Origin of the sequence: Segatella copri (assembly GCF_019249765.2) — a bacterium.
In the GTDB taxonomy this organism is placed as follows: domain Bacteria; phylum Bacteroidota; class Bacteroidia; order Bacteroidales; family Bacteroidaceae; genus Prevotella; species Prevotella copri_K.
Window position 1 is genome coordinate 3069134 of the sequence record NZ_CP152484.1, and the last position, 21931, is coordinate 3091064.

The 21931-nt window shown below is 44.9% G+C and carries 18 protein-coding genes; 4 read left to right on the forward strand and 14 right to left on the reverse strand.

Annotated elements, in window-relative coordinates; genetic code table 11:
• Positions 1-343 precede the first annotated feature (343 nt).
• Positions 344-1834 carry a cysteine--tRNA ligase gene (cysS, locus tag KUA46_RS13075; protein ID WP_218487617.1) on the forward strand — a complete coding sequence of 497 codons (1491 nt, stop codon included), beginning with the start codon at positions 344-346 and terminating at the stop codon, positions 1832-1834.
• 47 nt (positions 1835-1881) lie between these two features.
• Here cysS and KUA46_RS13080 read toward each other — a convergent pair whose 3' ends face one another.
• Positions 1882-3744, reverse strand: coding sequence for a calcineurin-like phosphoesterase C-terminal domain-containing protein (locus KUA46_RS13080; RefSeq protein WP_218487618.1), 1863 nt, complete (start codon positions 3742-3744; stop codon positions 1882-1884).
• Between the two features lie 125 nt (positions 3745-3869).
• On the opposite strand from KUA46_RS13080, the gene KUA46_RS13085 reads away from it, so the two are divergent.
• Positions 3870-5009 (forward strand): AAA family ATPase, encoded by a 1140-nt coding sequence (locus KUA46_RS13085; RefSeq protein ID WP_153093632.1) that lies wholly within the window; start codon positions 3870-3872, stop codon positions 5007-5009.
• 44 nt (positions 5010-5053) lie between these two features.
• Positions 5054-7717, forward strand: a complete 2664-nt coding sequence (mutS, locus tag KUA46_RS13090) for a DNA mismatch repair protein MutS (protein ID WP_153093631.1) — start codon at positions 5054-5056, stop codon at positions 7715-7717.
• 80 nt (positions 7718-7797) lie between these two features.
• Here mutS and lgt read toward each other — a convergent pair whose 3' ends face one another.
• The 9 genes from lgt to polA form a co-directional block, all read right to left on the reverse strand.
• Positions 7798-8661, reverse strand: a complete 864-nt coding sequence (gene lgt, locus KUA46_RS13095) for a prolipoprotein diacylglyceryl transferase (RefSeq protein WP_119237777.1) — start codon at positions 8659-8661, stop codon at positions 7798-7800.
• An 18-nt stretch (positions 8662-8679) separates the two neighbouring features.
• Complete coding sequence (gene ychF, locus KUA46_RS13100; RefSeq protein WP_022120130.1) at positions 8680-9783, reverse strand: redox-regulated ATPase YchF; 1104 nt, start codon at positions 9781-9783, stop codon at positions 8680-8682.
• A 143-nt stretch (positions 9784-9926) separates the two neighbouring features.
• On the reverse strand, positions 9927-10763 hold the full coding sequence (dinD, locus tag KUA46_RS13105) for a DNA damage-inducible protein D (protein ID WP_153112392.1): 837 nt from the start codon (positions 10761-10763) through the stop codon (positions 9927-9929).
• A gap of 69 nt (positions 10764-10832) precedes the next feature.
• Positions 10833-11696 carry a hypothetical protein gene (locus KUA46_RS13110; RefSeq protein ID WP_153093628.1) on the reverse strand — a complete coding sequence of 288 codons (864 nt, stop codon included), beginning with the start codon at positions 11694-11696 and terminating at the stop codon, positions 10833-10835.
• Between the two features lie 5 nt (positions 11697-11701).
• A complete protein-coding gene (locus KUA46_RS13115; protein WP_218487619.1) occupies positions 11702-12040 on the reverse strand; it encodes a hypothetical protein in 339 nt (112 codons plus the stop codon).
• 163 nt (positions 12041-12203) lie between these two features.
• A complete protein-coding gene (locus tag KUA46_RS13120; RefSeq protein ID WP_181976486.1) occupies positions 12204-12398 on the reverse strand; it encodes a hypothetical protein in 195 nt (64 codons plus the stop codon).
• Between the two features lie 661 nt (positions 12399-13059).
• Complete coding sequence (locus tag KUA46_RS13125) at positions 13060-13449, reverse strand: desulfoferrodoxin (protein WP_022120121.1); 390 nt, start codon at positions 13447-13449, stop codon at positions 13060-13062.
• Positions 13450-13555: 106 nt separating this feature from the next.
• Positions 13556-13720, reverse strand: a complete 165-nt coding sequence (rd, locus tag KUA46_RS13130; protein ID WP_022120120.1) for a rubredoxin — start codon at positions 13718-13720, stop codon at positions 13556-13558.
• Between the two features lie 361 nt (positions 13721-14081).
• On the reverse strand, positions 14082-16844 hold the full coding sequence (polA, locus tag KUA46_RS13135) for a DNA polymerase I (protein ID WP_218487620.1): 2763 nt from the start codon (positions 16842-16844) through the stop codon (positions 14082-14084).
• A 107-nt stretch (positions 16845-16951) separates the two neighbouring features.
• Here polA and KUA46_RS13140 point away from each other — a divergent pair, with 107 nt between their 5' ends.
• A complete protein-coding gene (locus KUA46_RS13140; RefSeq protein WP_022120118.1) occupies positions 16952-17929 on the forward strand; it encodes a polyprenyl synthetase family protein in 978 nt (325 codons plus the stop codon).
• A gap of 101 nt (positions 17930-18030) precedes the next feature.
• On the opposite strand, the gene deoC is transcribed toward KUA46_RS13140, so the two are convergent.
• The 4 genes from deoC to uvrC all read right to left on the reverse strand — a co-directional run bounded on the left by deoC (position 18031) and on the right by uvrC (position 21861).
• A complete protein-coding gene (deoC, locus tag KUA46_RS13145) occupies positions 18031-18966 on the reverse strand; it encodes a deoxyribose-phosphate aldolase (protein ID WP_022120117.1) in 936 nt (311 codons plus the stop codon).
• Positions 18967-19020: 54 nt separating this feature from the next.
• Complete coding sequence (locus tag KUA46_RS13150) at positions 19021-19380, reverse strand: nucleotide pyrophosphohydrolase (protein ID WP_153139043.1); 360 nt, start codon at positions 19378-19380, stop codon at positions 19021-19023.
• Positions 19381-19429: 49 nt separating this feature from the next.
• Positions 19430-19882, reverse strand: a complete 453-nt coding sequence (gene dtd / locus KUA46_RS13155; RefSeq protein WP_218487621.1) for a D-aminoacyl-tRNA deacylase — start codon at positions 19880-19882, stop codon at positions 19430-19432.
• A 131-nt stretch (positions 19883-20013) separates the two neighbouring features.
• Positions 20014-21861, reverse strand: coding sequence for an excinuclease ABC subunit UvrC (gene uvrC, locus KUA46_RS13160; protein ID WP_218487622.1), 1848 nt, complete (start codon positions 21859-21861; stop codon positions 20014-20016).
• Positions 21862-21931: the final 70 nt, after the last annotated feature.

Below are 21931 nucleotides of genomic sequence, written 5' to 3' on the forward strand. Positions count from 1 at the left end.
TTCTTGCCTAAAAGTGTAAGCCTACCTAAAAAATATCATCTTAAATGGCTCTACTTTCGAATAAAAGTTGTACTCTTGCAATACCTTTTTGGCTTTAAGTATGTTAAAATTACCACTTAGAGCCACTTTCTTACCCATTCGTTTGGCTTTAAGTGGTATTTTTTATATATTTGTAGCCAAAACAAGCAGCATCATACAGAGAGAATTGACCATGGAAGATCTGTTCCATTGATATTTTCGAGGATTTTAATAACATTTTGCGAATGATTTGTCGGATATATCAGAAAAATGAGTTAACTTTGCACTCAAAATATAAATAATATAAAAGAAAGGTTCATACAAGATGGAACAGAAATTACTGATTTACAACACTCTCACACGTACGAAAGAGAGATTCACTCCGCTCCACGCTCCTAACGTGGGCATGTATGTTTGTGGCCCTACCGTGTATGGCGATCCGCATCTCGGTCATGCACGACCAGCCATCACATTCGATATACTCTTCCGCTATCTCAAGCACCTGGGCTATAAGGTTCGCTACGTTAGAAACATTACCGACGTGGGCCACCTGGAGCACGATGCAGATGAAGGCGATGACAAGATTGAGAAGAAGGCTCGCCTGGAGCAGTTGGAGCCAATGGAGATTGCGCAGTACTACACCAACCGCTACCACGATGCCATGGAGGCGCTGAACGTACTTCCTCCTAGCATTGAGCCTCATGCCACAGGCCATATCATCGAACAGGAGAAACTGGTTCAGGAAATCCTGGACAATGGCTATGCCTACGAGAGCAACGGCTCTATCTACTTCGACATCGAGAAGTATAACAAGGATCATAAGTACGGTATCCTCTCCGGACGTAACCTGAAGAACGTTATCAACGAGAGCCGCGAGCTGGCTGGTATCGGCGAGAAGAAGAACCAGGCTGACTTTGCTCTCTGGAAGAAGGCTTCACCAGAGCATATCATGCGCTGGCCTAGTCCTTGGAGTGATGGTTTCCCTGGCTGGCACTGCGAGTGTACTGCGATGGGACGCAAGTACTTGGGCAGCCACTTCGATATTCACGGTGGCGGCATGGATTTGATTTTCCCTCACCACGAGTGCGAGATTGCTCAGGCCGTGGCTTCTCAGGGCGACCAGATGGTTCATTACTGGATGCACAACAATATGATTACCATCAACGGTCAGAAGATGGGTAAGAGCTTGGGTAACTTCATTACCCTGGAGCAGTTCTTCACTGGCAATCACGACAGTTTGGAGCAGGCTTATTCGCCAATGACCATCCGCTTCTTCATCCTCTCCGCTCACTACCGCAGCACCGTAGATTTCTCTAACGATGCCTTGAAGGCTAGCCAGAAGGGATTGGAGCGCCTGATGAATGGTTTGAACGATCTGGAGCGTGTGCCTGTGGCTAAGCAGAGCGATGATCAGGTGAAGAAGTTCGTAAGCGAATTGCGCCAGCGCTGCTACGATGCGATGAACGATGACTTCCAGACTCAGCTCGTTATCAGCTATCTCTTCGAGGCTTGCCACGTAATCAACACAGCCCTCGACCACAAGGCAAACATCTCTGCCGAAGACCTGAAGGAGCTTTCAGACACCATGCATCTCTTTACCTTCGACCTGCTCGGTCTGAAGAGCGAGAAGGGTGCCAACAATGATGCCCGTGAAGAGGCTTACGGCAAGGTAGTAGATATGGTTCTCAACCTGCGTGCCAAGGCAAAGGCTGATAAGGACTGGGCTACCAGCGACCAGATTCGCGATGCCCTGGCTGAAGCCGGCTTCGAGGTAAAGGACACCAAAGATGGTGTTACCTGGAAACTGAACAAGTAATATTTAAAAAGAGGGTGCATCATCAACTTATGACGCACCCTCTCTTTTTATTTTTGTACTGCTGCAGAATCTTTCTTCCTTGCAGCAAGTGAATCTTTCTGTCTGCCAGATATAGAATCCCGCAACATCTTGTCTTTCTTATTCTTATATTCCTTATACTCTTTTTCGTAATAATGGGCAAAGTTGGCGAAAGGCTCTGTCGTTACCTCATCGCTCGATGCCGTATAGGTATTTCCGTATGGATCGGATGCCTTGATGATGATTCTGGCATTCGGATTCCTAGGAGTATAATAATAAAGGTGGTTCATGATGAGATAACCGTTGCCCTTGCTCACGAACCGGTAAGATACACTCTCGCTATATTTATGATGATAGCCTGCGGCAAAGGCATCCTGCCCCTTTCCGCTGAGGCGTCCCATCAGATATTCTTTGCCATCCTCTACGGCTACAACACGCCAATGACTGGTAGCATTGAAGACATTGGCTACCAGGATATTCCTGTTGTTTGCCAACTGCCAATCCCTAGAGTATTTCTCGCCGTTGAAATCGGTCTGCGCACGGAACAAGGTCATCTGCTTGCTCTTATCCCAGAAGGTTCCCTTGTAATAGCAGTTGCTGATGCTGGTACCCACAAAGCTATAGACATAATATCCGTTCGGGGTGCCGCAGATGTTGATGTTCGACTGCCAGATATTGCCACAGGCGGCAGCATGACAATGCTCCATCACATCCTCGCCCTGATAATTGATCTCGTGGTTGCAGGCAAAATGAGTATGTCCGCAGAAGAGTTCGTAACCGCCCTTAAACTGTTTCAGCAAAGAAAGCAGGAGCGAGAGACGGGAAGAAGAATAATGTCCCTCCTCATTGGCATTGGTCAGCGGCTTCGCCTTGCTGAAAGGCGCATTACCAAAGGTAAAAGGGATATGATAGCAGAGTACCACCTTCATATCCTTTGGCGTAAGGGCGAGATCCTGCTTCAGCCAGCGCACCTGGCGTTCACGCAGTTCGCCCGGCGAATAATAGGACATGCCGCGGTGGAAGAAGCAGTTGTTGATGCAGACATAATGCACATCGCCACGGTTGAAGGAAAAATCGGTAGGACCGAAATTCTCCTCCCATTTCCTGCGGTAGAGCGCTTTACCATCCTGGTCGTGATTGCCGATGACGGAGAAGAGACGCATCTCTGAAGAGCCCAATGCCTGGCGTATCTGACGCTCCAGTTTGGCGTTGTAACCGCCATAATACTGTACATCATCGCCCATGCTGAGTCCGTAGACCGGTGTTCCGGCTGGAAGACTCTGGATGGTCTGCCTGATGTCCGCCATCGTCTGGGTAGTGAATCTTTCTACATCGCTCTTCTTGATGGGATTATCATCCGGAGAAGTATAGTAAGGGCTGTAGGCATTGGTAACCTGCGGGTCGCCGATGACAATCATCTTATAGTGAATCTCCTTGCCGCCCGGCAGTCGGGTGAGGGTGAAGTTATAGGTTTTCTTCCCTTTGGAAACCTTCTGGTAGAAGAAAGCCGTGCGATCGGTCTTAGAATGGGTAGGAACCTCGCAATCGGCTGGAACAGAATAGTATATGAATCTTGCCAGGCTGTCTCGCTTCATCTTATATCTGCCCTGTGCATCGGTTTTTACACAGTTGAATCCATCGCTCACGATGACGCCAGCCACTCCCTTTCCCTCCTTATCTCTTAAAGTTCCGGAGATATTGAAATCCATCTTCTTCACAGGTTTCTTCTTCAGTGTATCTGCAGGCTGTGGCTTGAGCCGGAGAACCGGTGGGGTTTTCACCAGGTTCTGTATCTGTTTCTTGGGGTAGAGCAGGTGCAAGGTGATGCCTATTGCTACGAGCGCGCAGCAAGCAACCGACAGAACCCCTATGTATAATTGTTTCTTTTTCATGAGTACAAAAGTACGGCTTTATTATGGTAATGCAGCATATATTCATTTAAAAAACTCTAAATATTACCTTAGGGTAACTTACCTTAGGGTAATATTTCGTAACTTTGTACCAAATTACTAGGAATATGGCAAAATATCTATCACCATTTCAATTTGGTACATTAGCCACCAATGAGAATTTTATCGACAGACAGGAAGACAGGGCTTTGCTCAAGCAATTACTGTCCTCCCATATCAACGTGATGCTGATTTCACCACGCCGATGGGGTAAATCATCGCTGGTGAAAAGGGCGATGAGCGAATTGGCTGGTGAGGATAATAACGTAAGAATCTGTTATATTGATGCCTTCAGCATCGGCTCTGAATCTGAATTTTATCGCACTTTTGCCAGTCAGGTTATAGCTTGTGCTTCCTCTAAAATGGAACGATGGATAGAGGATGCAAAGAAATTCCTGACAGGTGTGATACCGCAGGTTGTAATCAACGACCAGGTGACCGACTTCATGGCTTTCGACCTGAAGTTTGTGCCACAAGAGCGTGATAAGATGACGATTCTCCAACTGCCTGAGTTGCTGGCAAAGGAAAAGGGCATCAGGATTATCGTCTGCATCGACGAGTTCCAGCAGTTGGCTAATCTTCCTGAGTATAAGGATATGGAGGGAAAGATGCGTTCGGTATGGCAGCAACAGCAGCTTACCTCTTACTGTCTCTACGGCAGCAAGCGAAACATGATGCTCAATATCTTCAACAATTCCAATAGTCCTTTTTATCGCTTCGGACAAGTGATTTTCATGCAGAAGATAGCTAAGGAGCATTGGATTCCATTCATTCTGTCATCTTTCGAGAAGACAGGAAAGTCAATCTCTGCAGAGATGGCAGAGCGGATCTGTGATGCCGTGGCTTGCCATTCCTGGTATCTCCAGCAGTTGTGCTATTTTATCTGGAGTTTCACGGTTTCGGAAGTGACGGAAGATATATATCATCTGGGATTGAAACAGGTACTCAACATCAATACCCCGATGTTTCAGAATGATACGGAGAATCTCAGTTCTACCCAGATAGAGATGCTTAAGGCTATAGCCAATGGCGAACAGCATTTCTCTTCGCAAGCCGTGAAACAAATCTATAATCTTGGTAATCCGAATACGATTGTCAAGAACAGGAAAACGCTCCAGAACAAAGATATTATCGAAAAGCAAAACGATGCTTTTGTCTTTGTTGACCCGATATACCGGCTGTGGTTTAAGGAGGAGTATTGTAGATAGAAACTATGTAAATTTAAAGAAATAATATAAGGAGAAGAAAGATAATGGCAAACGATAATAAAGGTCTTACACCGATGATGAGACAGTTTTTCGAGATGAAATCGAAACATCCCGAAGCGCTGCTGCTCTTCCGTTGCGGTGACTTCTACGAAACTTACTGCGAAGATGCGGTGGAGGCATCCCGTATACTCGGCATTACGCTGACACGACGCAACAATGGCGGTTCTACGGGCACGACCGAGATGGCAGGATTCCCTCATCATGCTCTGGATACCTATCTGCCTAAACTCATCAGGGCGGGTAAGCGCGTAGCGGTATGCGACCAGCTGGAAGACCCGAAGAAGAAACGACTCGAAATAAAAGGTAAGAAGGGACTGAGCCAGATGGACAAGATGGTGAAGCGAGGTATTACTGAACTCGTTACACCGGGTGTGGCGATGGGAGATAACGTGCTGAACTACAAGGAAAACAACTTCCTGGCAGCCGTACATTTCGGCAAGACCGCCTGCGGTGTGAGCTTTCTGGATATCTCGACCGGAGAGTTTCTTACCGGCGAGGGAACCTACGACTATGTAGAAAAACTGATGGGCAACTTCATGCCGAAAGAGGTGCTCTACGACCGCGCCCGAAAGAATGACTTTGAGAAATATTTCGGCAGCAAATACTGTACCTTCGAACTGGATGACTGGGTTTTCACCGAACAGACAGCCCTGCAGAAACTCCTGGGACATTTCAAGACAAAATCTCTGAAAGGTTTCGGTGTAGAGCATCTCAAGAACGGCGTGATAGCCAGTGGTGCCATCATGCAGTATCTCGAGATTACCCAGCATACACAGATTAATCATATCACCGCCCTTTCACGTATCGAAGAAGATAAGTTCGTACGTATGGATAGGTTTACCATCCGCAGTCTGGAGCTGGTTGCCCCTATGCAGGAAGACGGTTCTTCTCTCCTGAATGTCATCGACCGTACGGTAACGGCGATGGGCGGACGTATGCTCAGACGCTGGCTGGTCTTCCCGTTGAAGGACGTTAAACCAATCAACGAGCGTCTCGACATCGTGGAATATTTCTTCAAGGAACCGGAATTCCGACAGCTTCTCGATGACCAGCTGCATCGCATCAGCGACCTGGAGCGTATCATTTCCAAAGTAGCCGTGGGTAGAGTTTCGCCTCGCGAAGTGGTTCAGCTGAAGAATGCACTTGAAGCCATCAAGCCTATCAAGGTGGCATGTCAGCATGCTACGAACGAGGCTCTGAAGCGGGTAGGCGAGCAGCTGAACGTATGCGAGACCCTGAAAGACCGCATAGCCAGGGAAATACAGCCCGATCCGCCACAGCTAGTCAACAAGGGTGACGTGATAGCCGACGGATTCAATGCCGAACTCGACGACCTTCGTGCCATCAGCCGCCACGGCAAGGATTATCTGCTCAAGATACAGGAAAGGGAGATAGAAAAGACAGGAATTTCGAGTCTGAAGGTAGGTTACAATAATGTTTTCGGATACTATCTGGAGGTGAGAAATACCTTTAAGGATAAGGTGCCTGAGGAGTGGATACGCAAGCAGACGCTGGCTCAGGCAGAGCGTTATATCACCCAGGAACTGAAGGAATATGAGGAAAAGATTCTCGGTGCTGATGAGAAGATTCTGGTATTGGAAGCACAGCTCTTCAACGAACTGATAGCTGCCATGCAGGAGTATATTCCGCAGATACAGATCAATGCCAACCTTATCGCCCGTATGGACTGTCTTTTGTCATTTGCAAAGACATCTGACGAGAACCGCTACGTGCGCCCTATCGTCGATGATTCTGAGGTGCTCGACATCAAGCAGGGCAGGCATCCGGTGATTGAAACCCAACTGCCGCTGGGCGAACGCTATGTACCTAACGATGTGCAGCTCGATACCGAGAAACAGCAGATCATGATGATTACCGGTCCTAACATGGCTGGTAAATCGGCTCTGCTGCGCCAGACTGCCCTTATCGTGCTGCTGGCACAGGTAGGCTGTTTTGTGCCCGCAGAGAGCGCCCGAGTGGGACTGGTGGATAAAATCTTTACACGTGTAGGTGCAAGCGACAATATATCGCTCGGCGAATCGACCTTCATGGTAGAGATGACCGAGGCAGCAAACATCCTGAACAACGTTTCTCCGCGCTCGCTGGTGCTCTTTGATGAGCTGGGAAGAGGTACTTCTACCTACGATGGTATTTCCATTGCCTGGGCTATCGTGGAATATCTGCACGAACATAAGAAGGCACAGGCACGTACGCTCTTTGCTACCCACTATCATGAGCTCAACGAGATGGAGAAGAACTTCCCTCGCATCAAGAACTTCAATGTGAGTGTGAGAGAGGTGGACGGAAAGGTAATCTTCCTGCGCAAACTGGAACCGGGAGGCAGTGAGCACTCTTTCGGTATCCATGTGGCAGAGATTGCCGGTATGCCCCGCAGCATCGTGAACCGTGCCAATGTGATTCTCAAACAGTTGGAGGATGACAATGCCGGGGTAGGCGGTGCCGGTAAACCGAACGTACAGCACATCGATGAACCTAAGGATGGTGTGCAGCTCAGTTTCTTCCAGCTCGATGATCCTGTATTGACGCAGATACGTGATGAAATACTCGGGCTGGATGTGAACAATCTCACTCCGGTAGAGGCATTGAACAAGCTCAATGACATCAAGAAGATTCTACTGGGAAGATAAAAATATAAATCCCTCCCCGTGGCAGCAGATGCTGTTGCACGAGGAGGGATTTTTATAATCTGAAAATAAGTCGTCTAATATTATTTTGCCTCTACGTTCTTTTCTTTCGCTCTCTTTGTGCTGGAAGCGATGCTCCATACACCGGCGATGATGAGCGGAATGCTCAATATCTGTCCCATATCCATAGGCAGACCTGCCTCGAATGCTACCTGAATCTCCTTGGTATATTCGATGAAGAAACGGAAGGTGAAGATGAGAGTAAGGCAAAGACCGAAATAGAAACCGGTGCCTACGCTCTTAGGTCCTCTCTTCTTGTAGATGAAGAGGATGAGGAGGAAAAAGCAGAAGTATGCCAAAGCCTCGTAGAGCTGACCCGGATGGCGTGGATACTGGTCTTCGCGAACGAAGATAAATGCCCAAGGCACATCGGTAACCTTGCCGATAATCTCTGAATTCATCAGATTGCCCAAACGGATGAAAGTGGCTGTAATGCCTGAGCAGATACCCATATTGTCGAGCACTACCCAGCCACTCACCTTCATGTTGCGGCAATAGAGCCAGATGCCGACGAACATGCCGAATACGCCTCCGTGGCTCGCCAGTCCCTCATAACCCGTAAACTTCCAACTGCCGTCTGGCATGTGATGAACAGGTATCAGCATCTCGATGAAGTGATCCCACTGGGTGAGGAAATATTCCGGCTGATAGAAGATGCAATGTCCCAAACGGCCACCTATCAGTACACCTAAGAAGATGTAGAGAAACAGTGGGGAGAACTTCTCATCTGAGAGCCCCTGCTGCTTGTAAAGCTTGCTCATGAGCAGATAGCCCAGCAGCAGACCAATCATCCAGCAGGTGGAGTAGTAGCGGATGGTCATAGGACCCAGATGAGCCAGAATAGGATCTGGGTCCCATACGATATAGTTAAGCAGATTTGCTATCATAACCGTAGAAGAATAGGATTATACATTGAACCGGAAGTGCATGATGTCACCATCCTGTACGACGTACTCCTTGCCCTCGATGCCGAGCTTGCCAGCCTCGCGTACAGCTGCCTCAGAGCCATACTTGATATAGTCATCATACTTGATAACCTCTGCACGGATGAATCCTTTCTCGAAGTCGGTGTGGATGACGCCGGCACACTGAGGAGCCTTCCAGCCCTTGTGATAGGTCCATGCCTTGACCTCCATCTCACCTGCGGTGATGAATGTTTCGAGGTTCAACAGGGCGTATGCCTTTTTGATGAGTCGGTTTACGCCGCTCTCTTCCAGTCCGAGTTCTTCAAGGAACATCAGTTTGTCCTCGTAGGTTTCGAGCGATGCTATGTCTTCCTCTGTTTTAGCAGCGATGACCATGCACTCAGCACCTTCTTCCTTGGCGATTTCCTCTACCTTCTTGCTATACTCGTTGCCGGTCTTGGCAGAAGCTTCGTCAACATTGGCTACGTAGAGCACAGGCTTGGTAGTGAGGAGGAAGAGGTCGTGAGCCACCTTCTGCTCTTCCTTGGTTTCGAAAGTAACGCCACGAGCATTCTTTCCCTGCTCCAGAACAGCCTTGTAAGCCTCCAGAACGGTAACCATCGTCTTAGCATCCTTGTTGCCTGCTGCAGCAGTCTTCTTCTGCTTGGTGAGCTGAGATTCGATAGTTTCCAGGTCCTTGAGCTGCAACTCTGTATCGATGACGCTCTTATCCTCCAAAGGATCAACCTTAGCGCCACCCTCGCGAACGATGTTGTCATCGTCGAAACAGCGGATTACGTGGATGATAGCATCGCACTCACGGATATTTCCCAAGAATTTATTACCAAGACCTTCGCCCTTGCTGGCACCCTTTACGAGACCTGCGATATCCACGATTTCGCAAGTAGCTGGGACGATGCGTCCTGGGTGAACAATCTCTGCCAATTTGTTGAGTCGCTCATCTGGTACGGTGATGACGCCTAAGTTTGGTTCGATAGTACAGAAAGGGAAGTTAGCTGCCTGTGCCTTTGCACTAGACAGACAGTTGAACAGTGTAGACTTACCCACGTTAGGGAGGCCTACAATACCACATTTTAATGCCATTTTATCTTTAAACGTTTAAATTTCCGGTGCAAAGTTACACATTATAAATGAAAGATACGAAGAAATCGTGGAAAATTAACTAAAAATCATAGATGACGAGTGAAATCCTTACATCTTCTCTAGTTATAGAATTATGATAGATATTATTTCTTTTTGCTATTCTTTTTGGTCAATGTCTTTTCGTCAGATTTTAATCTGCGTTCTACTTTCTTGACGTCTTCACCTGCAGGAAGATTTTCTGGCACAATGCCACGTTGGAGCATCATATTACGAACAGCCTTATTATTATCGACATGCTCTTGACAGATAGATTGCTGACCATGTAAATCCTTTTGCTGAACGTTGACAGAAGTCATTTCTGCAGCAAAATCTTTAGCTTTAATATTTAGTGTTGGAAGGAAATCGGCGAGAGGTCGGCTGTTAGGAGCACCCAATTTACGTTTGAGAAGAGCCGTGTCGAGATTAAACAACGCCTTGTCACCTAGTGAGCGAATGATGGCAAAGCCTTTGCTGTCCACCCCTCTTTCATACAGCACACCAGAGAGACGCTTCTCTGTTTCTGCAAGTTTTGCACGTGCTTGTACACGTTCGTATTCCAGCAAACGCTTTTGCACCAATTCTGCTCGGCGAGTTTGTACGGCAAAGTAGTTTTGGGCAAAAGAGATTTGTGGCTTGCGTGGATCACCGTTTTGGGCAATGAGATAGCAAGCATAACGAGTCAGCATGTAGTCTTTGACTTCACGCTGAGATCCAGAACCAAGGGTGACCATTTTGCTGACATCAGCAAAATGGTATGATACCTCTTGCCCTGCATTGGTACATGATGCTTTTGCTTTTTCGATAATTCCTTCGAAATTACGCCATTGGCTATAACCCAACACTTGTGCAAGTTCTCTTGCACTCCAACACTCTACGCCTTCGTATTCGTTGGCGATAGCTTCGAATTGCTCGAACAATTCTTTGATATCTTCTTCCTTCATAATTGCTTATTTTTATGATATTTCGGTAAAGTTACGCTTTTTATTTGGTTGTAGCAAGGAAAAGGTTATTTATTTCCTTCTTTGCTCATCAATAAATACTTGTATCTCTCCTAAATCTCCAATTTCTTTTGGTAGAACAAACATATTGTATGGGTTCGCATATTTACGGAAATGCTCTTCTATAGAATGTATATCTATTTCATTTATGCTTTTTGAACTGTTAAAACCGATAGGTTCAATGTGACATAGCTTCCATCCTTGTAAAGCATCTGTTCCTAAAGGCTTGGAATACTTTGCTTTTTGTTTGCTATCTTTAGTTTGCATAAACAGCATAGGAATCATATTGTTTTGAAGCATTTCTTTAATTTCTTTCAATGTTGGGGTATGTTGTTTCATAACTTGACCATATACCCAGATTGCAAATGTATTGTCAGAAACTATAATTTCTCTTCCTGTAGGATGTATGAAAGATTGACCTCGGAATTTAATGTCTTTTCGAACAATTAATGGCATGTCTTTGGCATCCACCCAGTCATTAATGATTTTGTTCCAATAATCTAATGTTTCTTTTGATATTTTAGGGTTGAATTCTGAAGAACGCCATAGTTGACCAATTTCCTTGATTTTTCTTCGTATATTATCACCGACCAAATCTGGAGTTGTTTGTTTTGATTTTAAACCAATGTTTTTCGTCTCATTTCGTTCAAACAAGTATTTATTGGCTTTTTGGGGAGTCTTCGTGTAACTATACACTCCTTGTTCTCTGTAACTTTTTGTTTGGATAACATTTGGAAAAGATTTGTAAAAATCTCCTTTCGTCATTTGAAAACTCCCAACAGGTGTCTTTATACAGAAAACGTCGTTTTCTTTTAAGGATTCTATTATGCAAGCTTTAAAAGTTAGTCTGCTACAAGAATATTCTGTGTAACTCATATCGTTTAATTTTGAAAAGACTTCTTGGCTTCTTTCAAACTGTTATATAGCTCATCGTCAAACTCTCGGATGTCTTCGTCAGTCAATACTCCGTCATAGTATAGGTAACATACGGTGATGTAATATCTACCTCCTGACATCCCATCGTATCGGCGAGCGATATGCTTGTCGAATTGGTATACCTTATCATATAGTTTGAGGTATGCATCGTGTGCATCCTCTGCTGATGCGTTCTTGTTCATGAAATTTTTGGTGGATTGCATGAACTTGGCACACTCTCGCTGCAAGCCCAAATTAATGAGCTTGCGAGCTGTTTTCTTCTGAGACTTCGTTAATTCTATCATGTTCTAAACGTTTCTTTTCTTTTTTAGCCTTATTTCTTATTGATATACATTTCTTGCAGATGTGCAGTCTGTGTCCTTTACCACTGAACGACTCGTTGGATTTATACTCTCCACACATCTTGCAATAATGTCCTTGATGCTTATGTTTCTTTTTACCCATGACTTATTTTGCAAACAACTTGCCGATGAGATTCAAGAGATTAGAGACAGTCTCTTTGCTCTCTATAGGAATCTTGATGGAGGTTTCGCCTGTCTGCTCGTCTTTCTCAACGATGGAATCAACCAGTTGGGCAGTGGCTTCTGGCGACTTCAAGGTCTCTGCTAAGCCTGAGAGGAAAGATATTCCTTGGGCTACCAAATCCTTTGGCTGATTTGAGCGATTAGTGACGGATTCTCTGTTCGAAGATGAATTCGTTTGCTGCTGGATGGAAATCTCTTCTTTTTTTTCCTGGTGGTCTTCTTGGCGCTGTTGCCGTTTTGACCAACTGTCTGCTTATTGTTCTTTGCCATTGTTATGTTGCTTTATTTAAAACGTTTAAATATATTTGATGCAAAGTTACACATTATAAATGAAAGATACGAAGAAATCGTGGGAAATTAACTAAAAATCATAGATGAGGGAAGAATCAACGATGGTAAACCGACAGAAACGCTTGAGGAAGTGCAACGATATAGGTGAAGACGCTGGAATATACGGGAGAGGTGTTTGGAAAATATTACATAAGTCTTTGGGATATATAGGATAAGATGCTGGAAGAGATAGGATAAGTTGCTGGAAAAGATACCTTCTGCAACCGCACATCACCTGTTGTGCGCATGCATAACAGCTGATGTGCGGGCGTAGTTCAGTTGTTGTGCGATGAATTTCTTAGAATTATGGTGATCATTTTGCTCAGCACCCCTATGGGCATGAGTAGTTACTGTGGTAGAAACAAGATGCAAATAAAGTTAAAAAGGTCTCATGTCATATTCCCTACATTGGGAAAACAACATGAGACCTTTTGTTGGTATGATGGTTTTTATCCTTCAATTACCCCCTTCCACAATCCGTGGAGATTGCAGTATTCTCGAGCCGTAACATCCTTGGCTTCTGCGTTGGTCAGGAAGATAGCTTCAGGCTTTTCGCCTGGCTTCAACTCGTGACGAAGCACATCGGTAGGGGTGAGCAATTCTATCCATTGGATGTAATGCTCTGGAAGCATCGGATGCTCCACACTTCCTACTGTTACGCGATAGCCGCCCTCAATAGGTTCTATCACAGGCACGTGCTTCTCTTTTGCGCCATCACTGGTGTTTTCCTTCATCAGCTTCATCGGCTCGCCACAGCAACTGAGCACGGCTCCTGGGTTTACAACTTCTACTACATTGCCACAAATCTGGCAGCGGTAGATTTCTCTAACTTTTGTCATAATGGTTCCTCCTATTATTTTATGAATGTGTTGCCTGAATATCAGGCATTTCATTCAGATGATTCCTTTGTGAGGATTTCCTTCGGGTGATTCCTCCAAAAGAGCCTTATTCCTCTACAGGGCTGAAATCTTCCTTGCCTACTCCGCAAAGAGGGCAAACCCAATCATCTGGGATGTCTTCGAATGCTGTACCTGGAGCGATGCCGCCCTCTGGATCACCTACTTCTGGATCATAAATCCAACCACACACGTCGCAAACATATTTCTTCATAATGTTCCTTTCTTTCTTAATTTGATTGATTAGTGTTATCTATTCACTTTTAATCAGACAGGTGCGTTTGCATATCTTTCTGATTTATAATGCAAATATACACTTTATTTCTGTAAGAACCAAATAAATTTGAAAATATTATAATTTTATTATCCTTTTTAATCTAAATAAACAAAGATTTCTAGATGTACTTGTGAATAAAGGAGTTATTTGTCTTTTTAGTGGTGTTTTGATAGAAGATTTGATTGTTTCATGTGAAACATCTCGAAAAAGAAAAGCTCGCAAGATGATTGTTTGGTATCTTGCGAGCTTCTTTTTATTTAAGTTGCCTTGCGGTTTCTGCGGCCGCTTTCTGGTTTTTCTAATGTGCTTCTAGCCAGTTGTTTCCCCATCCGGCATCAGCAACCAGAGGCACACTGAGCTGGTAGGCGTTCTGCATCTCTTCTACCACAATCTTCTCTACCTTTTCCTTCTCTTCCGGATATACGGAGAAATTGAGTTCGTCATGCACCTGGATAATCATCTTGCTCCTGATGCCTTCTGCTCTGAATCGGTTGAAGATGCGGATCATAGCCACTTTGATGATGTCTGCCTCAGAGCCCTGGATAGGGGCATTGATGGCATTGCGCTCGGCAAATCCTCTTACAGTACCATTCTTGCTGTTGATGTCTGGCAGGTAGCGACGGCGGTGGAAGAGGGTTTCGGCATAGCCTTTCTCTCTTGCCATTTCCTTTGCCTTCTCCATGTAAGCCTGAACACCAGGGAAGGTGCGGAAGTAGTCTTCTATGATCTGCTTTGCCTCTCGGTTTTCGATGTTCATGCGTTGGGCAAGACCGAAGGTCGTGATGCCGTAGATGATGCCGAAGTTGGCAGTTTTTGCCTTCTTGCGCTGTGCATCTGTTACTTCTTTGATGTCTTCGTGCCAAATCTTGGCAGCTGTAGCTGCATGAATATCAGAGCCTTCACGGAATGCTTCTACCATGTTTGGATCCTGGCTCAGGTGTGCCATGATGCGAAGTTCTATCTGTGAATAGTCGGCAGAGAAGAACAGGCAGCCTGGTTCTGGGATGAAGCATCTGCGTATCTCCTTGCCATCGTCATCGCGTACAGGAATATTCTGCAGGTTTGGATCACTTGAAGAAAGACGTCCTGTGGCTGTGATGGCTTGGTTGAAAGAGGCATGAATGTGACCGGTGCGAGAGTTGATAAGCTTTGGAAGGGCATCTATATAGGTTCCCAAAAGTTTCTTTAAACCTCTGTAGTTCAGTATCTCATCGATGATTGGACTCTTGCTGCGCAGCTGCTGAAGAACTTCTTCGCTTGTTACGTACTGGCCCGTCTTCGTCTTCTTAGGCTTCTCCACAATCTTCATCTTTCCGAAGAGTATTTCTCCAACCTGGCGTGGGGAAGCGATATTGAACGATTCGCCTGCCAACTCATAGATATGATGTTCTATCTCATTGAGGCGGTTGGTGAGTTTCTCGGATGTTTCCTTCAGGGTATCGGTGTCGATGCATACTCCCGTCATCTCCATGTGGGCTAAAACAGGTACAAGCGGCATTTCTACATTCCAGAACAGATCTTCACAATCTATCTCTTTGAGTTTTGGTTCGAGCACATTTTTCAATCTCAAGGTGATGTCGGCATCTTCGGCAGCATATTCGTAAATGTCTGATGGGGCGAGATCGCGCATCGATTTCTGGTTCTTTCCCTTCGGACCAATCAGTTCTTCGATGTGAATGGTCTGATAGTTGAGGAATACTTCTGCCAAGTAATCCATGTTGTGGTAAAGTTCTGGCTGGATGAGATAGTGGGCGAGCATCGTATCGAACATCTTGCCCTGAATTTCTATGCCGTAGTTCATCAACACCTCGTAATCGTATTTGATGTTCTGCCCCACTTTCAGGATTTCCGGGTTCTCGTAGAGAGGTTTGAAGATGTTTACGATTTTTAAGGCTTCTTCACGATTTGCCGGAATTGCTACGTAGAAAGCCTCTTTTTCCTTTACGGCAAAGCTCAAACCCACCAATTCTGCATCAATAGCAGCGGTAGATGTGGTCTCTGTGTCTAGACTGAGAATATTGAATGTCAATAAATAGTCACAAAGTTTCTTTGCAACTCCTTCTGTATCAATGAGTTTATATGAATGAGGTGTCGTTTTAAGGGTCTCAAAACTCGCGTTTTTTGACTCTTCCTGCCCGTCGGCTTGCTGTGCGCCAAATAAATCGAGTTCTCCTGTAGGTTTTGTTTGCACCTTTTTAGGTTTGTTAAGAACTCGGTTGGCAAACGACTTAAACTCCAACTCGGTGAAGATTTCATCCAATTTTGTATTGTCTGGCTCTACCCGTTTCAAATCTTCCATCTTGATCTCTACCGGAACATCGGTTCGTATGGTTGCCAGGAACTTTGACATCCTGATATCTTCTACAGCACCCTCCACTTTTTCGCGGAGCTTGCCTTTCACTTGAGAAGAGTTCTCGATAAGACCTTCTACACTACCGAACTCGTTGATAAGTTTGATGGCTGTCTTTTCTCCCACGCCCGGACAGCCTGGGAAGTTATCAGCTGAGTCGCCCATCAGAGCAAGGAGGTCGATAACCTGGAGTGGGGAAGTGATGCTGTATTTCTCTTCAATTTCCTGTACGCCCAACTTTTCGTATCCACCGCCATGACGAGGACGGAACATGAAAACATTGTTACGAACCAGTTGTGCGTAATCCTTGTCGGGTGTGAGCATGTAGGTTTCCATCCCCTTTTCACCTGCCTTCAAGGCAACTGTTCCAATGATATCATCCGCCTCGAAACCATCTACCTGAAGGATAGGGATATGATATGCCTCCAGGATATTTTTGATGATAGGCACAGAGAGTTTGATGTCTTCCGGTGTCTCTTCTCGTTGAGCTTTATATGCAGGGAAAGCCTCATGACGGAAGGTCTTGCCATGGTCGAAAGCCACCGCAATATGGGTAGGTTTCTCCTTGGTAAGTATCTCGTTGAGGGTATTGCAGAAACCCATTACACACGAAGTATTGAGTCCCTTCGAATTGATTCGAGGGGCTTTCATAAAGGCGTAATACGACCTATAAATGAGCGCATACGCGTCTAAAAGGAACAATTTATCCATAATATTCATTTTTGTGGTGTAAAATTACTAAAAAAATGCGATATTTCAAGAAGAATTGATTAATTTTGTAACAAATTTCAGAAATTAAGTAGATTTACTCACATATAATGGACTATTTATCACTTATTAAGCTGCCTATAGAGGCAGAATTAGCAGATTTTATAGATTTGTTCAACAAGTCTCTTATGCATAGCGATGGCCTCCTTTCCCAGGTGCTCGACCACATCCGTCAGCGCGCTGGAAAACGTATGCGCCCTATACTCATCTTGTTGATGGCACGTAATTTTGGAAAGGTTTCCAGTGTTACCCAGCATTCTGCGGTAGGTCTGGAGCTTCTTCATACCGCTTCGCTGGTACATGATGATGTGGTTGATGAGAGTGGAGAGCGCCGCGGACAGGCTAGCGTGAATGCTACTTATAATAATAAGGTGGCTGTGCTTGTGGGCGATTTCATTCTTTCCACCGCCTTGCTTCATGTATCTTATTCGCATTCAGAGGAAATCGTGCGTTATCTTGCTGAGTTGGGACGTATCCTGTCTAATGGTGAGATTCTTCAGCTCAATAGTATCAGTAATGAAGAGATATCGGAAGATATTTATTATCAGGTGATTAAGCAGAAAACGGCTGCTCTCTTTGAGGCTTGCGCCGGTATCGGAGCGATCTCTGCCAATGCTTCAGAACTGCAGATTGAAGAGGCGAAGCGTTTCGGACAGAACTTGGGCATCATCTTCCAGATCCGTGATGATATCTTTGATTATTATGATTCCAAGGAGATAGGTAAACCTACTGGTAATGATATGGTTGAAGGAAAACTGACTTTGCCTGTAATATATGCTTTGAAGTCTACCGGTGATGAGGAGATGATGAAGCTTGCCAGAAAGGTAAAGGCTCATACTGTGACGGCTGATGAAATAGCTCAGTTAGTGGCATTTACAAAGGAAAACGGAGGTATTGAATATGCGGATAAGCGCATGTGGGATTTCCATGCCGAAGCCATGAATTTCCTCGATACTTATGTGGAGGATAAGGATATTTACAATGCCTTGAAGGCTTACTTGGATTTTGTGATTGAAAGAAAAGCTTAATATAAAAATTGAAGAGAAAACATAATATAAAAAGGGTTGGTTCTCAGAGAGAATCAACCCTTTGCATTTTTTGTATTCTGTTGATAATCAGTTACTTTTCTTTAGAAGTATTTAATCTCCTTGCCAAGAATTTCGCTCAAGAGGAGGTTAGCCAGGCGTGATGTGCCGAGGCGCAACCACTGGTTGGTCAGCCATTTCTCGCCCAAAACTTCCTTCACGATGGTGTAGTAAACCACGGCATCATGAACGGTATTGATACCACCTGCAGGCTTGAAACCAATCTGAATGCCAGTCTTTTCGTAATATGCCTTGATAGCCTGGCACATAACGTATGCTGCCTCAGGGGTAGCTGAGACCTTCTCCTTGCCTGTTGAGGTTTTGATATAGTCAGAACCTGAGTACATTGCGAGGATAGAAGCCTTCATGATGTTGCTGCAATTCTTCAGGTCGCCTGTCTCCAGAATGCACTTCATCTTATGCTCACCGCATGTCTCCTTAAGTTCCTGAATATCATCGCAGAGACCCTCGTAATCTTCGCTGAAGAACTTGCCAACAGGCATTACGATATCCACCTCTGTAGCACCATCCTTGATAGCCATAGCGGTTTCTGCAATCTTTACCTCGATAAAGGTCTGAGAGGATGGGAAATTGCCACTTACTACAGCGATTTCTACGCCGTCAACCTCCAGACTCTGGCTGATAAGGCCGGCAAAGTTAGGGTAGGTACATACGGTTGCTACGTGAGGAAGCTGAGGATAATCCTTGGCAAACTGGTTCACCTTTTCAATCATCTTCAGGATGCTTTCTTCTGTATCTTCTGTATGGAGAGAAGTCAACTCGATGCTACCGAAGAGGAACTTCTTGACCTCCATGGTCTCATTCTCTGCTACCTTTTCATCGAGAATCTTCTTTACTGCAGCAGCTACTTCCTCGTCATTGAGGTCGCAGTTGTACTGCTTCAAAACTGATAAATACTTGTCGTCTGACTCTTTATACTGTCCCTGCTGTGCAAGAACCTGTTCTTTAATACTGCTCATACTTAATGTTATTTATATAATTATTAAAGTTAAGTTTTTATATGAATAGCAATTTTAATTCTTATTATCTTGTTCTTTATCTTCCTGATGCTCAGATAGTTTCGGATTGTTTTTATGCCTTTCAGAATCCCTTTTGGTCTTCTTGTCAAAACTCTTCTGGAGTTCTTCTGTCAAGTCAACCCCTGTCTGATTTGCCAGGCAGATAAGCACCCAAAGAACATCGGCCATTTCTTCGCCTAAGTTAGGTTTCTCGCCTTTCTTAAAACTCTGTTCGCCGTATGTTCGGGCAATGACGCGTGCCAGTTCGCCCACTTCTTCTGTGAGGCAAGCCATATTGGTAAGTTCGCTGAAATAGCGTACGCCATATTCTTTAATCCACTGATCTACAGCTTCTTGTGCTTCTTTTATTGTCATCTTCCTAATTCTTTTATGGGGAAAGATGCCTTTCTTTCAGGGTAGGGCATTATTCCTTGTTGTGAGTATCCATCATGATGGTTACCGGTCCATCGTTCCGTAAATCTACCTTCATATCGGCACCAAATTCGCCTGTTCCTACTGGCTTTCCGAGTGCATCGGATAGCTTTTTGCAGAACTCCTCATAGAGTGGAACGCTGATTTCGTGCTTGGCTGCTCTGAGCCAGCTTGGGCGGTTTCCTTTCTTGTAGCTGGCGAATAGGGTGAACTGGCTGATGACCAGAATCTCACCATTTATATCCATGATAGAGCGGTTCATAACATGGTTTTCGTCGTCGAAAACACGGAGTCCGATTACCTTTCTGACCAGCCAGTCTACATCTTCTGAAGTGTCGCTTTCCTCTATTCCCAGAAGGATCAGGTAGCCTTGCCTGATGGCAGATTTAACCTCTCCTTCGATGGTAACTGAGGCGTGAGAGACACGCTGTATTACGATTCTCATATTACTACTTTGAACTTTGAATGTTGAACATTGAACTTTATGATTAGCATTTGTGGAATGCTTGCTTCGGTTCTGTTCTTCTTCTTATTATTAATATATATAGTATAGTTTGAACTGCAAATATACAACTTTTATTTCATATTCTCGCCTTTTTCTCCGAAATATTTTGAAAGAATTTCTGCCTTATGAGGACCTAATACTTCTGAAAGTTGTTCCAAGGATGCTTCTTTCATCTTTTTCACGCTCTTAAACTTGCTCAGCAGGGCTTCTTTAGCCTTCGGACCGATGCCTTTGATATCGTCTAATTCTGAGTGAAGAGCATGCTTGCTGCGCTTGTCGCGATGGAAGGTGATGGCGTATCTGTGCACCTCATCCTGTATCTGCGTCAGAACCTTGAACAGCTCACTTTCTGGTGGTAGGGCGATGGTTTGAGGAGGGAATCCGAAGAGGAGTTCGTTGGTTCTGTGCCGGTCGTCTTTGGCCAGTCCTGCGATAGGAATATCCAGGTGTAATTCGTCAACAATAACCTCTCTTACTACGTCCATCTGCCCCTTTCCGCCATCGGTAATAATGAGGTCTGGAAGTGCAGTTTCTTCCTCTATCATGCGACTGTACCGGCGTCTTACCACCTCTTGCATGGATGCGTAATCATCCGGCCCTTCTACCGTCTTAATGTTGTATTTCCTATAGTCTTTTCTGGATGGTTTCATACCTTTATATACGATGCAACCTGCCACGGCATCAGTACCGGATATGTTGGAATTATCGAAACATTCTATCTGATAAGGCAGCTTTTGAAGCTTCAGTTTTGCTTGTAATTCCTTCATCAATCGGGTCTGTTTCTGCTCCGGATTGAGCTTTTCTGCCTGCTTCAGACGGTCGAATTTATACTGCTTGCAGTTCATTTCCGACAGCTCCAGAAGGTGCTTTTTGTCACCTCTCTGGGGTACGAAGAAGGTGGCATCTTTCAGCTTCCATTCCATTTCGAAGGGCACGATTATTTCCTTCGATGTGGAGTGGAAACGCTCTCTGATTTCCGGAATGGCAGTAATCAGAAGTTCCTCGTCGCTCTCCTCCAGTTTACGTTTATATTCGTAGGTGAAGCTCTGGTTGATGGTGCCGTTTTTTACGTGAATATAGTTGATGAAGGCGTTTTTGTTGGCATCATCATTTACGATGGTGAAGACATCTACATCCGTAATTGTATGGCTTACCACCTCGCTTTTTGCCTCAAATTCATCCAGTAATTGGTACTTTTTCTTATATTCTTCGGCTATTTCAAAACGTAGAAGTTCGGCATTTTTCATCATCAAATCGTAGAGATATTTGCTTACTTCCCGCGTGTTTCCCTTCAGAATTTCACGTGCCTGGCGCATGTTTTCCTGATATTCTTCATAGCTCTGCTTGTTGATGCAGGGTGCTCCGCAGTTGTGGATATGATACTCCAGACACGGCTTGTATCTGCCTTCAGCAACGCCTTCTCTGGTGATAGGCATTCTGCAGGTGCGGGGCTTATAAAGCTTCTTGATGACCTCTAAAACGGCATACATGCTGCCGATATGAGGGTAAGGACCGAAGAAGGTTCCCACTTTTTTATTGATATGACGAGTCTTGAAAATGCGTGGAAAATACTCGTTTGTTACGCATATAGAGGGGTATGTCTTGCCGTCTTTCAGCAGGACATTGTATCTTGGATTATACTTTTTGATCAGGCTGTTTTCGAGCAAAAGTGCGTCTTCTTCTGTGTTTACGACCGTATAAGATATGTCGTGGATCTTAGAAACAAGCACCTTTGTCTTGTATCTGTCTACCTCTTTATGGAAGTAGGAAGATACTCTTCTCTTCAGATTTTTTGCCTTTCCCACATATATAATCGTATGATTTTCGTCGTAATATTGGTAGCTTCCTGGCTTTTCCGGCATACTTAAAACGATGTTTTTAAGCCTTGCCAAGCGCTCCTCATTCTCTTGTTTCGTCATATTTTTACTTGTTTTTAAAGGGAAAATGAGCGTTACTGTTTCACGTGAAACGGCAACGCTCTAGTGTCTT

Coding starts and splice junctions, on each gene's coding strand:
- rd (WP_022120120.1), bottom strand. CDS start 13,720: ATGAAGAAATATGTTTGCGACGTGTGTGGTTGGATTTATGATCCAGAA.
- deoC (WP_022120117.1), bottom strand. CDS start 18,966: ATGAGCAGTATTAAAGAACAGGTTCTTGCACAGCAGGGACAGTATAAA.
- KUA46_RS13150 (WP_153139043.1), bottom strand. CDS start 19,380: ATGACAATAAAAGAAGCACAAGAAGCTGTAGATCAGTGGATTAAAGAA.
- dinD (WP_153112392.1), bottom strand. CDS start 10,763: ATGAAGGAAGAAGATATCAAAGAATTGTTCGAGCAATTCGAAGCTATC.
- KUA46_RS13115 (WP_218487619.1), bottom strand. CDS start 12,040: ATGATAGAATTAACGAAGTCTCAGAAGAAAACAGCTCGCAAGCTCATT.
- KUA46_RS13125 (WP_022120121.1), bottom strand. CDS start 13,449: ATGACAAAAGTTAGAGAAATCTACCGCTGCCAGATTTGTGGCAATGTA.
- KUA46_RS13080 (WP_218487618.1), bottom strand. CDS start 3,744: ATGAAAAAGAAACAATTATACATAGGGGTTCTGTCGGTTGCTTGCTGC.
- mutS (WP_153093631.1), top strand. CDS start 5,054: ATGGCAAACGATAATAAAGGTCTTACACCGATGATGAGACAGTTTTTC.
- ychF (WP_022120130.1), bottom strand. CDS start 9,783: ATGGCATTAAAATGTGGTATTGTAGGCCTCCCTAACGTGGGTAAGTCT.
- dtd (WP_218487621.1), bottom strand. CDS start 19,882: ATGAGAATCGTAATACAGCGTGTCTCTCACGCCTCAGTTACCATCGAA.
- uvrC (WP_218487622.1), bottom strand. CDS start 21,861: ATGACGAAACAAGAGAATGAGGAGCGCTTGGCAAGGCTTAAAAACATC.
- cysS (WP_218487617.1), top strand. CDS start 344: ATGGAACAGAAATTACTGATTTACAACACTCTCACACGTACGAAAGAG.
- KUA46_RS13085 (WP_153093632.1), top strand. CDS start 3,870: ATGGCAAAATATCTATCACCATTTCAATTTGGTACATTAGCCACCAAT.
- KUA46_RS13140 (WP_022120118.1), top strand. CDS start 16,952: ATGGACTATTTATCACTTATTAAGCTGCCTATAGAGGCAGAATTAGCA.
- lgt (WP_119237777.1), bottom strand. CDS start 8,661: ATGATAGCAAATCTGCTTAACTATATCGTATGGGACCCAGATCCTATT.
- KUA46_RS13110 (WP_153093628.1), bottom strand. CDS start 11,696: ATGAGTTACACAGAATATTCTTGTAGCAGACTAACTTTTAAAGCTTGC.
- polA (WP_218487620.1), bottom strand. CDS start 16,844: ATGGATAAATTGTTCCTTTTAGACGCGTATGCGCTCATTTATAGGTCG.